This is a genomic window from Luteibacter anthropi (assembly GCF_023699965.1).
GTDB lineage: Bacteria > Pseudomonadota > Gammaproteobacteria > Xanthomonadales > Rhodanobacteraceae > Luteibacter > Luteibacter anthropi.
Map to the genome: position 1 here is coordinate 715,957 of NZ_CP077072.1, position 14,037 is coordinate 729,993.

The window sequence follows — 14,037 nt, forward strand, 5'->3', positions numbered from 1 at the left end:
TGCATCAATCGTTGCGCCGCCGGAACCGGCGGCGCAACCAGTGACCACGGCCGGGGAATGCCCGCTCGACGGGAATGCGCACCGTCACCACCGTGCCGCCGGCAAGACGAGAGGTAATCGAAGCCATGCCGCCGATGGCCACGGCGCGCTCACGAATGCCACGCAGGCCCCAGTGACCCTCGCGCCCTTCGCGCAACATGGCTTCGTCCATGCCTCGTCCGTCGTCGCATACATGCAGCACGAGGTCACGGCCCTCGACATCCAGCACGATGTCGATACGACTTGCATCCGCGTGAGCCACGGCATTGTGCAAGGCCTCGCGGGTCACGCCGTACAGTTCGTCGCGCACCGCGCGATCCATGCCGGACGCATCGATGCGCGCATCGACGCCGATGGGCACGGTGTGTTCCTGTGCATATTCCGCAGCCAGTTCCTGTAGTGCGACGGCGAGACCGCGCGAGTCCACCGTGTGTTCGCGCAAGCCTCTGACCCGGTCACGTGCCTCCACCAGCACGTCTTCCGCGCGATCCAGTGCGCGCTCCATCGAATCGCGCAGCGCATCGCCTTCGGGTACGCGGTTTGCAATCGCCTGGAAGCGCATCGACAACCCCTGGATGCTTTGCAGCAAAGTGTCGTGCAGCTCGCGCGCGATGCGTTCGCGCTCGGCATGCCGCTCCTGAAGGCGCTCGCGCAGGCTGGCCTTGATCCGCTGCACGCGCGAAAGATAAGCCGCGGCGAGGATCGCCACCGCCGCGATCACGCACAACACGGCAAACCACCATGCCTCGTAGAACGCAGGGGCAATGTCGATAGGCAACTCGGCGCCCTGTTCGTTCCACACGCCGTCTTCGTTCGCGGCAGTCACCTGGAAAACGTAATGCCCCGGCGGTGGATCGGTATAGATAGCCTCGCGCTCGGTACCTGCATCGCGCCAGCGCGTATCGAGCCCTTCGAGCCGGTAACGGAACCGCACGCGCTCGGGCATGCTCAGGCTGGTGGCCGTGTAGGCGATGCGCAGCCGCTCGATGCGTGCCGGCAGGTGCACCGGCGTCATGGTGGGCCAGCTGCCCATGTCGGTGGATACCGACTGGATATGCACCGGTGGCGGCAAGGTGTTGTGTGGCACATCGAGCGGATCGATCGACACGATGGCACTGGTGGTCGCGAACCAGAGCCGGCCATCGTCCGCCACGGCCGCACTCGGCAGGGGACGGAACTGCGATGGCGTTCCCGGCAGGCCGTCCAGCCAGTCGAACAGCTCCACCGCAGGCCGGTACGTCGTATCGCTTGCTGCACGGCGAAGGTCGGCACCCGCGATGCGGCCCACGCCTGCGGCACTGTTCACCCAGACGTCGCCACGACTGTCGCGGACCAGACCGGTAATGCCGGCAAGCGGTTCGCCCAGGGTGGGAATGCTGCGCACCTCCTGTCCCTGCACCAGGGCCAGGCCCAGTTCGCCACCGAGCCAGGTCATGCTCCCGTCGTCCATGATCGCGGTGACGTTGCCTATCGTGAGGCCGTTCGCCGGGCCGAGCAGGCGGCCGTGCTCCTTGTCGCGCACCAGCACCGTGTTGCGGGCGAATCCCATCCACAGGCGATCCGATGCATCCCGGTGCAGGATCAGAGGCGACGGATCATTCGCCATGATGGGCAGGGTGTCGAACGTCCAGCGACCATTGCTGTAGTGATAGAGCCCCGGGCGGTTGATGGACAGCCACACGCCACCATGCCCATCGCTCTCGATGGCCTGCACGCCCGTGTACTGCGGCGACGGCAGGTCGGCCACGGGCATGGGATCACCGTCGCGCATCCGCCAGATGCCTTCGGGCCCTCCCAGCCAGATGCCGTCGGCATCGCGCGACACCGCCGTGATGGCGCTGGTGAAGTTGGTCGCCTGCACGCCGGAGGGCTCCACCCTGGCCAGGGGGCGGTTCTTCGTGCCCGCCCAGACCCCGTGGCCTTTCGCGGCGACGATGGCGAAGTCCGTCGCGCCGGGCAGCGTGGGGGCTGGCTCAAGCCGGCTGACCCGGAAGCGATCCAGTCCACCCGTGCCGCCCACCCAGATATTGCCTTCCCTGTCCTGGATGACGGCATCCGCGGAGTCCGACGACAAGCCATCATGCTCGACGAAGCGTTGTGCGACCGTGCCGCTGGCATCGATCACCTGGCGGGGAAGCTCGCGCACGTAGGGCACGCGACGGATGCCGTCGCCCAGCGTAGGCATCCACAGGGCACCGTCGCGATCAAACAACAGCCCGGCCGACGCCAGTCGCAGCACCGGCCCCATGTCGTCCGGGTTGCGCTCTCCGGCCCATGCGGGACGCACGCCACCATCGGCTTCCGCCACCCAGATCGTGCCGTCCGGTGCTTCGGCAATACGATTGATGCGGCCCACGTCGGTGGTCGCCACCACGAAATGCTGGCCACCGTTGGGCAGCCATTCGAGCGCCTTCTCCGTGGCGACCCACAGGCGTCCCTCACGGTCTACCGTGAGGTTGCGTGCGCGCGAGCCGATCAGGCCCATGACCGGGCTGACCGCATGCCAGCGCCCGTGGTCGAGCTGGACCAGGCCGCTGAAGGTCGCGGCCCAGATGCGTCCGTCCGGCGTGCCGGCGATGCCGTAGACGGTGGCCGTGGGCAGCCCCGAGCCGGCCGCATAGTGCGTGGCACGGCCGTCCTGCGCGATGTAGCTGATCACGCCATAGCGAAAACCGACCCACAGCCCCCCCGAAGGCGGCGCATAGAGCGTGGATACCGCGGAGGCCAGGAAGTCGCTGCCATGCGGGCGATAACGCTCGAAGCGCACGCCGTCGAAGCGATACAGGCCGCTCAGCGAGCCCAGCCAGAGATAGCCATCGGCCGTCTGCGCCAGCGCCGTGACCTGCCCGGGCGCCCCCTGGCGCACCGTCCATGAGGAATGGAAAAACTGGCTGATATCCCGGTCGCGGCTGTCGCCCGCCCACGCGCTCGCCAGCCAGCCCAACAGCGCCAGCCCGACGATTCCCGACCTGGCCATCGCGCGTAGCAGGCGACGCATGTCCTGTCCTATCCGGTGAGGCGCAACGATAACGCGGCCGGAGGCTTCGCGTCGCGGCAAAAACTGCTCAGCAGGCGGCAGGCGTGCAAGCGCCTCAGGCGCCCGCACCTTCCATGGAGCGCGAGCGCATGCCCTGGATCTCGGCAAAGCGCCATACGGATCGCGCAAGCGTGTCCAGTTCCGCATGGGCCTGGTGGAAATCGCCTCCGGCATCCAGCAGCACGGCAAGGTCGTCACAGACGCGCGAGCCACCCGGCAGTCCCAGGTTGCCCAGCACGTTGCGCAGGGCATGGATGGCTTCCGATGCCGCCGCGATGTCATGGCACGACATCGACGCCCTGAGCGCTTCGATGTGCGCTCCCGCGGTACGCACGCACAGATCGACGAACCCAGCGAACTCTTCGTCGGTGGCGAGCATTCGCATCTCGTCCAACGGGGAAGGATCCTGCGTTTCCACGGCCGTCACTTCAGGGACCGTCTGCCATGCACGAGCCGTATCTTCCAGCCAGCGCTCCTCGGCGATGGATTCGATCACATCCAGCAACCGCTGCGCGGCGATGGGTTTGGTGAGGTAGGCGCGGGCACCGGCCTTGAAAGCAATGCGCACGGCATCGTGGCTGGAATCGGCACTGAGCATCACGATGGGCGGAATCGGGCGGGTACGCCGCGCCACGTCGATACGGCCCAGTACGTCCCAGCCCGAGCTTCCTGGCATGTGCAGGTCCATGAAGATGAGATCGAACTCGGCCTCCGCAAGGCGGCCCAGCGCTTCGTCACCGCTGGCGCTGAACGTGGCGGCATGGCCGGCACGCTCCAGAATCCGGCCCACGATTTCCCGGTTGGCCGCGTTGTCATCGACGACGAGGCAACGCTGGGAGGCAACCCGGCGGCGATGATCGTCGAGCAGTTCCACCAGCGGCATCTCCGCCACGCTGCGGACACCTTCCGCCGCACGCGCCAGCGAGAAGCGCCAGCTGAACACCGTGCCGCCGAGCGGATTGTCGGCGACATGCAGGTGACCGTGCATCTGCTCGGAAACATTGCGCACGATGTACAAACCAAGGCCAACGCCCTCCTGGCGGCGGCTTTCGCCCGCACTTACCTGGTGGAACGGGTCGAAGATCCGTGCCTTGTCCGCATCGGCGATGCCGATGCCGGTATCGGTCACCGTGCACAGGATGGTGGGATCACGCCCTCCCACGCCTTCATGCAGTTCCACGCGGACCTCTACCGAGCCACCCGGTGGCGTGAACTTGACGGCATTGGAGGCCAGGTTGGAGAGTACCTGTTCGATCCGGCCCGGGTCACCCGTGAACACGCCTCCCACCGAAGCGTCGCGGGACAGCGTGAAGGCAAGGCGTTTTTCCGCCGCGTGCGGGCGGCACACGGCGCCGACGGTTTCGAGTACTTCGTCAAAACTGAATGGCTGATGGCGCAGGTTGAAACGGCCGCCCGCGAACGATGCGACGTCGAGCACGGCATTGACCCGATGCAGGAGCGCATTGGCGTTGGACGCGAGCAAGGCCACCAGCCGCCGCTGGTCGTCGTTCATCACCGAGGTATCGATCAACGACGCGGAGTGGATGACCGTGCTCAGCGGCGTGCGCATCTCGTGGCTCATCATCGAGATGAAGCGATGCTGCGCCTCGCGCGAGGCGATCGCCTCGGACGATACTTCGCGCAGTGCGTCCATCAGCCGGTAAAGCGTCATGGGCAATACGACCACCAGGGCCAGCGCGTACAAGGCATAGGCCGGACGGGCAATCCAGTAACCCTCCGGGCCGCTTACGATCAGCACCGCCACCGAGGCGACGACGCTGGCCGCAAACGCCTTGCGGCTATAACGGACGCCGACCGCCACCGACAGGAAAGGCAATACCGCTGTCAGTGTGATGACCAGCATGAAGGCGGTCTTCAACAGCACGCACACGATGACGTAGTTGGCGATGGTGCCGATGGCATCCACGAACTGGCTTCGCCGCAGGCGGGGGGCCGCGTGCATGCACAGCATCCAGAACGTGGCACCCAGGAAAAGCCCGCCCGCCACGGGGAACACCCGGTGGGCCTCGAGGGCCATCGGCTCCGGCCCCTGAAGCCACGCCGCCGTCCACACCACGATAAACCCAAGGATGACCGCTCGCATGAGCGAGACGCGGTACTCGCGGAAGCTGGCGACGATGCGGTCGATCCGCGGATTGCGCAGACGTTCGGCAGCCTCGCTGAGCATCACCGGTTCGGCGCGCTTACCGCTACCGCCATCGATATTCATGCCCGCCTGATCCGCCCCCTACGCGATAATCGCCTAGTCTATGGTCTTGCGGTTCGCTGGCAAGTCCGAATTTGGCCCTTATAGCGGTAATTTCGGCTAAGACGCGGTTTCCCAATGGGAATCACCGTCCTGTTCAGGATTGCGGCGTGTCGTCGCAGCGCGATATACGGCCCTTTATCCCGTCAAAACATGTCGAAGCCTTCTTTGCGCGAACAAGGAAGCATGGATATGGCACGAGACTTGCCTCGATCCAAACCACGTCACAAAAACAGCATCCCGATACACTTCGGCGGCATCGGTGAAAAGCCTGCCATCGTGCCCCTGATTTCCCTGGATGCGCCAGGCGACCGGTGGTCATCAACATACGGAAATACCTCTACTTACGCGGTTTTCTGCTGCATCGCGCCATCGGCAACTTTCAATTGGACGTCCATATCGTCGCCGCTCCTGAGGTCTGGACATCGTCGGAGCGCTCATGTAAATCGTTCGCAGGGTCTATTTGGATCGAGGCAAATAGGCCGGTGACGAACGACGAGGGACGGGGGCTTCGCCGGGGATGGGCGAGGGCTTCGTCGCGTGTCACCGCTTTGAGTCACTTGGCGGCACCGACATTCCTGGGGAGCACATGAACAAACCGAACTTTTCGCGGAAGAGCGCGCTCGCGCTCGCCATCTGTACCTGCCTGGCCGGCGTGAGCGCCGTCCAGGCCCAGTCCACCACCGGCGGCATCAACGGCAGCGTCCCGGCCGGCGGCAACCAAAGCATCGTCATCGAGAGTGGAAGCGGCTTCCGCCGCGAGATTGCCGTCGATGCACGTGGTCGTTATGCGGTTTCGCAGCTTCCCCTGGGCACCTACACCGTGAGCCTGGTCCGTGACGGCACGACGGTGGATACGCGCAAGGATGTTGCCTTGCGCGTCGGCGCGAGCACCGATGTCTCCTTCGCCGCACCCGCCCCAACGGCTACGGCAGGCGATGCCACCAGCCTCACCGGCGTCACGGTGACGGGCACCACCTTGCCCAGTATCGACGTCACGTCCGTCGATTCGCGCACCGTCATCACCTCCCAGCAGCTCGCCAGGCTGCCGCTCGGGCGCAACGCCGAAGCGATCGCCCGGCTGGCCCCGGGCGTGGTGAACAATGGCGCGAACTTCCAGAGCGACACGGGTCACTCGGTGGCGAGCTTCGGCGGTGCGGCCGCCAACGAGAACGCCTACTACGTCAACGGCTTCAACACGACCGATCCGCTCAACGCACTCGGCGGCCTGCAGCTGCCTTACGGCGCCATCGACCAGCAGGAGGTCTACACCGGCGGCTACAGCGCGCAATACGGCCGCTCCGACGGCGGCGTGATCAACCAGGTCGGCAAGCGCGGCAGTAATGAATGGCATTTCGGCGCCCAGGTGCTATGGGAGCCGGCCTTCGCCCGCTCGCATTATTCCGACCTGCATTACTACGCCACGCCAGCCTCTGCGCCTGCGGGCAATCTTTACCAGCCCAAGAGCGAAAACCGCGCCTGGACCACGACGGTGAGCGCCTATGCCGGTGGCCCGCTGATCAAGGACAAGCTGTTCTTCTTCGCTGCCGGTGAATTCGAAAAACAGGGACGTCGCAACGTCAACGACGTGGGCAACAACACGCCGGCATCGACCAACGATTATCGATCGCCGCGCTGGTACGCCAAGCTCGACTGGAACATCAACGAAAGCAACATCCTCGAACTGACCGGCGCCGGCGACAAGCGCGAAGGCTCCGGCACCCGCTACCGCTATGACTTCGTCAACCGCGAGCGCACCTCGCGCATCGGCGATGTCAACGACACCAAGACCGGCGGCGATCTCTACGTCGCCAAGTACACCGGTTACATCACCGACAACCTCACCATCAGCGCCATGTACGGCAAGATGGACACGAAGAACTACGACCAGGCGGCCGACTACGACCCCAACCTGGTCCGCGTCGACGACGCGCCCAAGCAGAATCCGCTGTTGAACGGCGGTCATGCCATCCAGAACAGCCAGGTACCCGACATCAGCGCGCCAGGTCGTGGCAACAAGTCGACCAACTTCCGTTTCGATGTCGCCTACGTGCTCGGCGACCACACTCTCTCGGCAGGCATAGACAACGTAGGCTCGCGCGTCCTCGACTTCGGCACGTCCAGCCCCGGCCCGGGCTATGTCTGGGACTACGGTCACACCGATAACCCCAACCAGCCGATCTCCGATGCCGCAGGAAGCAACTTCGTGCCGGCGCCCGGCCTGTTCCCCAATGGCCAGACCGGCTACTTCGTCAGCCGAAACATCGTGAACAACCGCGTAAACGTGCGCTCCAGGCAACGCGCGCAGTACATCGAGGATAAATGGCAGCTCACCGACCAGTGGCTCCTGTCGATCGGCCTGCGCAACGACCAGTTCACTGACTACAACCAGTTCGGCCAGGCTTTCATCAAGCAGACCAAACCGCAGTGGGCACCTCGCCTGGGTGCCTCGTGGGACGTGAATGGCGATGGTTCGTTCAAGGTGTTCGCCAATGCGGGCCGTTATTACCTTGGCCTTCCGCTCAACCCGGCAACCGGCGCAGCGGCGGGATACACCTCGACGCAGCAGTACTACACCTATTCCGGCATCGATCCCACGACAGGCGCACCGACCGGCCTCACCCAGATCAGCGACGTCGTCTCGGGCAACAACTCCTATGGCATCCCGCCCGACCCTCGCACCGTCGCCGGCAGGAACCTGAAGGCGGAACACCAGGACGAATTCATCCTGGGCTTCGACAAGTCGTTTGGTGAGCATTGGGTCTACGGCGTCAAGGCGACCCAGCGCATCCTGCGCAGCGTGATCGACGACTTCTGCGACGTGGGTCTGGTGACCGACAAGGCCAAGGCACTGGGCCATACCATCGGCAGCAGCAACAGCTGCTACCTGATCAACGGCGGTTCGGCCAACACGTTCACCCTGATCGACGCCAACGGCCAGGCCTACGGCGTACCGCTCAGTCGCGACGAGATGGGCTTTCCGTCCGCCAAGCGCCGCTACTACAGCCTCGAAGGATTCCTCGAGCACACATTCGATGGCGTCTGGTACGGCAAGGTCGATTACCTGTTCTCGCGTTCCTATGGCGACTCGGAAGGCCAGGCACGCACGGATACGCGTCAGTCCGGCGCTGCGGGCAGCGTGGACTGGGACAACAGCTACGTCATGCAGTATTCCAACGGTGTGCTCGGCAACGATCACACTCATCAGCTCAAGGCGTACGGTTACTGGCAGTTCGCCCCGGAATGGCAGCTCTCCGGCAGCTTCCAGGCGATCTCCGGCGCCCCCGAGGTATGCCTGGGCTATTACGGTGCCACGCACAGCGACCCGAAGACCTACGGCAGCACCTATCACTACTGCAACGGGCTGCCGTCGCCGCCGGGATCGCAAGGCCGGCTGCCCTGGACGTTCCAGCTCGACCTCGGCCTGACCTACCGGCCGAACTGGGCCGACCAGAAACTGGCCTTCTCGGCCAATGTCTTCAACGTGCTGAACCAGCAGCGCGCCACCTACCGTTACCCGTCGAGCGAGGATCGCCCCTTCACCCCGAACCCGATCTACCGCGTGCCGCTCTACGTGCAGGACCCGCGTTACGCACGCCTGGCCGTGACGTACGACTTCTGATCGCCAGCGAACCACGAATCCCTGTGTGACTTGCGCCCCCTTCGATCGTCCGGTCCCTCCCCGACCGGACGATCTGGAGCCGGGCGCTCTTTTTTTGTTTCGCTTCGTAGGGTGGGCTCGCCTTTCGGCCTCGCGCCTGCCGTTGATGCGTGAGATCGGATGGGAAAACCTTTGGGGTTACCGCTCCCCTGTAGGAGCGCGCCTGCGCGCGACCGGCTGTCGCGAAAACCTTCATCTTTTCGATTCATCCGGTCGCGCGCAAGCACGCTCCTACAACGCAACGGTGCTGGCAGCGGGAATGGGAGCCGATCGCATCGGCGATCAAACTCGCCACATGGTCTGTGGTGCGCGATCGCTGGGGAGATGCACTTCACCGATCCGAGGACACCAGTGGCGCGCCATCCTTCAACTCGAAATGAAAGGCGTAGTCCAGGCTGAAAGGCGCCGTGTGCCGTATCTGCGATATCCTGCCACCCGATTCTTCATGGATATCCACGATGGTCATGGGCGTATAGCTCCAGTGCAAAGTTGCCTGACGGCATGCCGCGAAGAAGGCTGCGTGATGTTCGTCCGCCGGCGCATCCAGGTCGCGTACGTCGGTAACCTTGCCTTCCCCATCGACGATGACCTTCACGCGAATGGTGACAGGCGGCAGATTGCTGGCGACAAGTTCCGCCGGGTAAGCCGGTGGATCGCGTGCAATGGACTGGGCACCAAACGAGGTCTGGCTGGCTTCGAGTTTGTAGCTGCCATCGGCAACGACGGGCAGGGCTTCGTAACTGACCTTCCCGTCACGTAACGGTTGAGGTACCTGCGTGACCTGGGGCGCATGCGCACAGGCGACAAGCGCAAAGGGCAGCATCACGCTAAGGACACGGCGCATCAGCGGGCCTCGCCAGATGCGGCAACCACCTTTTCGATGTAGCCGAGAATCTGGTCGGCAGGGATGTCGAACACGCCTGCGTCCCCGTTGTCGTAGGCCTGGCGCCAGACGGCATAGCCATCCATCCAGGCTTCATCGGAATCGGCCTCCCCCACCATGGCCACTACGCTCCGATCAAGCGCCGCGCGGTTCATCACCGCATGATGCATCGCAGGCTGGAAACCGCCGGGCACCCGGTGGTTGCGAAGCTTCACTCCCTTCAGGGAGACATGGAACACCTCGCCGTCTTCCGGCTCGATATTGATCTTGCGGATCATCAGGCGGGAGGCTTCCTCGTCGCCTCGGGTCCGGTAGGTCCAGGCCTGCCCGGGGGCGTATTCGGGTCGGGTCATGCGGCACCGTCCTTGAAGTGGGTGGCTGGTGATCTTAGACCAGCGCGAGACGGGATGCCGGCCCCGGGTAACGCCCTGGTGTATCCTTATGGCGCTGAGCCCGCACCTACGAAGGCGCGGCGCGACGTGCGAGGCAGCGCGGCCTTCAGGCCGCTTCCCCAGCCGAATCCAGGGCCAACGCGTCGCGCGGTGGCCCACGTCCCTTTTGTATCTGAGGTTCAAGCAAACCATGGTGGCACTGGCGACCGAGCACGTCATCGACGTGCACCACTGGAACGACACGCTCTTCAGCTTCCGCACCACCCGCGATCCCGGTTTCCGGTTTGAAAGCGGCCACTTCGTGATGATCGGCCTGGAAGTCGAGGGGCGCCCGCTCATGCGCGCCTACTCCATCGCCAGCGCGCATTACGAGGAACACTTGGAGTTCTTCAGCATCAAGGTGCAGGACGGCCCGCTCACGTCGCGGCTGCAGCACCTGAAGCCCGGCGACCCGGTCATCGTGAGCCGCAAGCCCACGGGCACGCTGGTGCTCAACGACCTGAAGCCGGGCAAGCGCCTCTACCTGCTCGGCACCGGCACGGGCCTGGCGCCGTTCCTGTCGATCATCCGCGACCCGGAAACCTACGAGCGCTTCGACAAGATCGTGCTCGCCCACGGCGTGCGCCACGTCAACGACCTGGCCTATTCCGAATACATCGAGAACGAACTGCCGAACCACGAGTATCTCGGCGACCTGGTGCGCGAGAAGCTCGTTTACTACCCGACGGTGACCCGCGAAGACTTCCGCAACCGCGGCCGCATCACCGACGCCATCGCCGACGGCGAGATGGCCCGCACCACGGGCCTGCCGCAACTGAACCCCGCGGAAGACCGCGTGATGCTGTGCGGCAGCCCGTCGATGCTCGAAGACATCTGCGTACTGCTTGATGGCGGGGGTTTCCAGGCCTCGCCGCGCACGCGCGAGCCGGGCGATTACGTGATCGAGCGGGCATTCGTCGAGAAGTAACGCATCGTGTAGGAGCGCGCCTTGCGCGCGACCGGTGATGCGAATGCGTTGATGGTTTTCGCGACAACCGGTCGCGCGCAAGGCGCGCTCCTACAAAAAAGGGCATGTCAGCGGCGGATGCGGCCCTGGCCTTCGTTGTCCCAGTACCCGAACACCTTGCGCGCGATCAGCTTGTAGAGCCGCTTGCCCGTTGCCCGCCATAGCCGTGAATGCGGCGCGGGCTGCGCAAGGATCGCCCGCTGGCGGGTGGAAAGGCGCTCGGCCACATAGGTGCGCTTGTGCTTGAGCAGGTGGCGGAGGTCTTCGCGCGCCAGCAGGCGGAACAAGGCCCCACGCCTGCCACGTGTCCAGGCGATCTGGAAATCCACCAGCCCCGGCGAGCCATCCTCGCGCACGAGCCAGTTGGGTTCCTTGGCCAGGTCGTTGTGCACGATGCCGCGACGGTGAAGCACGGCGAGCAGGCGCAAGGCATCGCGGTAATACGCCGCATCGCGCGGCTGGCCCTGCTGCATCGGCAGGCCGGCCATATAGCTGCGCTCAAGCACGCAGCCATTCCAGGCCAGCAGGCGCGGCACGCCGTCGATGCCCTCGAGCCGCTTCAGTGCACGGGCTTCACGCGCAGCCGCGCGGCGCGCGAACCAGCGGGCCCACCAGCGCGCGGCGGCGATATCGCGACGGATGAGCAGCTGTCCGCCGCGCTCCACGCGTTCGATACGGCCCAGTTCATCGGCCTTGAGCAGGGTGACGGTTTCCGTCATCGCGTCGTACACGCTATTCCTTCGATTCGTTGACGCTCTCTCCGCTGTGCAGCCGCTACGCTAAGATGCGGGCCTTGCAGGGAGATAAGCCGAAATGCTGGTGCGACACATCCTGTCGCTGGTCTTCGCCACCGCCGGGCTTGCCGCCTGCCGCGAAGGCGCTGACCGGACGAACGGCGGGGAAACGCCACCGTCCACCCAGACGCGTGCCGACAAGGATACCCAATCGAGCCGGGAAGGCCTCTATACCGTGGAAGTGAAGCTTCCTGACCTGCCTGCCCGGGCCGCGGGCCTGCGCACGACGCTCGACCATTACGTGGAACGCCAGAAAAAGGCCTTCATGGCCAGCCTGGATGCGCCGGGCGCGCAGGAGCGTGCCCGTGAGCTGCCCTGGGACCTCAACCTCGATATCGCCGTGGCGTCGCGCACCGACCGCTTCCTCAACGTGCAGGTGGATGGCTCGGCCTTCACCGGTGGCGCTCATCCCGCCCCGATCGTAGACAGCTTCACCTACGATCTCGACGAGCAGCGCGTGGTGGGGATCCGCGACCTGTTCGCCGATCCGGACGCCGCCGAAGGCGCGTTCGCCACGGAAGCACGGCGCCAGCTCATCAGCGCCCTGGATGACGATGACGAGCCCCTGGCCTCGGACAGCCGGCAGATCGACGAAGGCACTGCGCCGGGCAAGAACCATTTCCGTGTGTTCAACCTGCTCACCGGCCCGGATGACAAGGCCCACGGTGTCACGCTGATCTTCCCTCCCTACCAGGTGGCGGCGTATTCGGCGGGCCCGCAGGCCGTGGATGTGCCCAGCGACGCGTTTTCCGCATGGCTCAAGCCCGAATACCGCGAGGCCTTTCGCTGATGGAGATCGCCCTCTACCTGCTCTCGGCGGCACTGGTCGTGGGCGGCGTGGCGGGCGCCATCCTGCCTGTTCTGCCCGGCATCCCGATGATCTTCGGCGGCATCTGGCTTGCCGCTGCCGTGGATGAGTATCGCCACCTGGGCTGGGGCTGGCTCGTGGCGATCGCCATCGTGGCCGCCGTGGGCATTGCCCTGGATTTCGTCTCGGCCTCACTGGGCGCGAAGAAGATCGGCGCCAGTCCGCGAGCGTTGTGGGGTGCCGGCGCAGGCACCGTGGTGGGCATGTTCTTTGGCATTCCCGGCCTGCTGCTGGGGCCGTTCGTCGGCGCCATGGTGGGCGAGCTGTGGTCCGGGCAGAGCATCCTGCGCTCGGCTCACGTGGGGGTGAGCACCTGGATCGGCATGCTGCTGGGCATCGTCGCCAAAGTGGTGATCTCCTTTCTCATGATCGGCATGGCGGGGCTCGCGTTGCTTTTTTCCTGAACCGGGCCATCCCACTTCGGATGCCCGATAGAGAATCCGGCACTAGACGACCGGTCTAATTCTGGATAAGGTACGTCCCATGAGCCCATCGACTGCCGCCGATACCCCTGACGTCCGCGACCGGATACTGACCGTAGGCCAGCAGATCATGGGCGCCCGTGGGTTTTCCGCCGTGGGTCTCAACGAGATCCTGACCAGCGCCGGCGTGCCGAAGGGATCGTTCTATTACTACTTCGCCTCGAAGGAAGCCTTCGGCGAGGCCCTGCTCGAAGACTATTTCGAGGATTACCTCGCTGACATGGATGCAACGCTCCGCCAGCCGGGGCTCACCATGGCCGGGCGGCTGGCGAACTACTGGCGCGGCTGGCAGGAGAACCAGTCCTTCCTGGATTGCCAGGGCAAATGCCTTGCCGTGAAACTCGGCGCCGAAGTCTCGGACCTTTCCGAGCCCATGCGTGCCTCGCTGAAACGCGGTACCTCGAAGATCATCGAACACCTGGCCGGCGCCATCGAAGCCGGCATGGCCGAGGGTTCCCTGACGTGCGAGGGAGCACCGGAAGACATGGCGCAGAGTCTCTACCAGCTGTGGCTGGGAACCAGCCTGATGGCGAAAATCGCCCGCAGCCCGGAGCCCTTCGCGCAGGCCATGAAAACCACGAAACAGATGCTTCACCTGCCCTCCTGACC

Annotated in this window: 10 protein-coding genes; 5 read left to right on the plus strand and 5 right to left on the minus strand. The window is 64.9% G+C overall.

Going from position 1 to position 14,037, the window contains the following annotated elements:
* Nucleotides 1-4: 4 nt before the first annotated feature.
* Together KR767_RS03290 and KR767_RS03295 are read right to left on the minus strand one after the other, a co-directional pair.
* The gene (locus KR767_RS03290) at nt 5-3,037 is read right to left on the minus strand and encodes a sensor histidine kinase (RefSeq protein ID WP_250878084.1); all 3,033 of its coding nucleotides are present in this window, start codon (nt 3,035-3,037) and stop codon (nt 5-7) included.
* Between the two features lie 94 nt (nt 3,038-3,131).
* A complete protein-coding gene (locus KR767_RS03295) occupies nt 3,132-5,306 on the minus strand; it encodes a hybrid sensor histidine kinase/response regulator (RefSeq protein WP_250878085.1) in 2,175 nt (724 codons plus the stop codon).
* 625 nt (nt 5,307-5,931) lie between these two features.
* Between KR767_RS03295 and KR767_RS03300 the strand changes: the two genes are divergently transcribed.
* Nucleotides 5,932-8,964 carry a TonB-dependent receptor plug domain-containing protein gene (locus KR767_RS03300; RefSeq protein ID WP_250878086.1) on the plus strand — a complete coding sequence of 1,011 codons (3,033 nt, stop codon included), beginning with the start codon at nt 5,932-5,934 and terminating at the stop codon, nt 8,962-8,964.
* Between the two features lie 370 nt (nt 8,965-9,334).
* Here the strand turns inward: KR767_RS03300 and KR767_RS03305 are convergent, their stop codons facing one another.
* Both KR767_RS03305 and KR767_RS03310 read right to left on the minus strand, forming a co-directional pair.
* A complete protein-coding gene (locus KR767_RS03305; RefSeq protein WP_166951454.1) occupies nt 9,335-9,847 on the minus strand; it encodes a hypothetical protein in 513 nt (170 codons plus the stop codon).
* Entirely contained in the window at nt 9,847-10,239 is a 393-nt protein-coding gene (locus KR767_RS03310; protein ID WP_250878087.1) for a hypothetical protein, read from the minus strand. Before KR767_RS03310 ends, KR767_RS03305 begins: the two co-directional genes overlap by 1 nt.
* A gap of 229 nt (nt 10,240-10,468) precedes the next feature.
* Between KR767_RS03310 and KR767_RS03315 the strand changes: the two genes are divergently transcribed.
* Nucleotides 10,469-11,245 (plus strand): ferredoxin--NADP reductase, encoded by a 777-nt coding sequence (locus KR767_RS03315; RefSeq protein ID WP_250878088.1) that lies wholly within the window; start codon nt 10,469-10,471, stop codon nt 11,243-11,245.
* A 107-nt stretch (nt 11,246-11,352) separates the two neighbouring features.
* Here the strand turns inward: KR767_RS03315 and KR767_RS03320 are convergent, their stop codons facing one another.
* Nucleotides 11,353-12,003 (minus strand): RIO1 family regulatory kinase/ATPase domain-containing protein, encoded by a 651-nt coding sequence (locus KR767_RS03320; protein WP_250879218.1) that lies wholly within the window; start codon nt 12,001-12,003, stop codon nt 11,353-11,355.
* Nucleotides 12,004-12,097: 94 nt separating this feature from the next.
* On the opposite strand from KR767_RS03320, the gene KR767_RS03325 reads away from it, so the two are divergent.
* The 3 genes from KR767_RS03325 (at nt 12,098) to KR767_RS03335 (ending at nt 14,035) form a co-directional block, all read left to right on the plus strand.
* Entirely contained in the window at nt 12,098-12,868 is a 771-nt protein-coding gene (locus tag KR767_RS03325; RefSeq protein ID WP_166951447.1) for a DUF3298 and DUF4163 domain-containing protein, read from the plus strand.
* Nucleotides 12,868-13,350, plus strand: a complete 483-nt coding sequence (locus KR767_RS03330; protein ID WP_250878089.1) for a DUF456 domain-containing protein — start codon at nt 12,868-12,870, stop codon at nt 13,348-13,350. Before KR767_RS03325 ends, KR767_RS03330 begins: the two co-directional genes overlap by 1 nt.
* A 79-nt stretch (nt 13,351-13,429) precedes the next feature.
* Nucleotides 13,430-14,035 carry a TetR/AcrR family transcriptional regulator gene (locus KR767_RS03335; protein ID WP_250878090.1) on the plus strand — a complete coding sequence of 202 codons (606 nt, stop codon included), beginning with the start codon at nt 13,430-13,432 and terminating at the stop codon, nt 14,033-14,035.
* Nucleotides 14,036-14,037 lie beyond the last annotated feature (2 nt).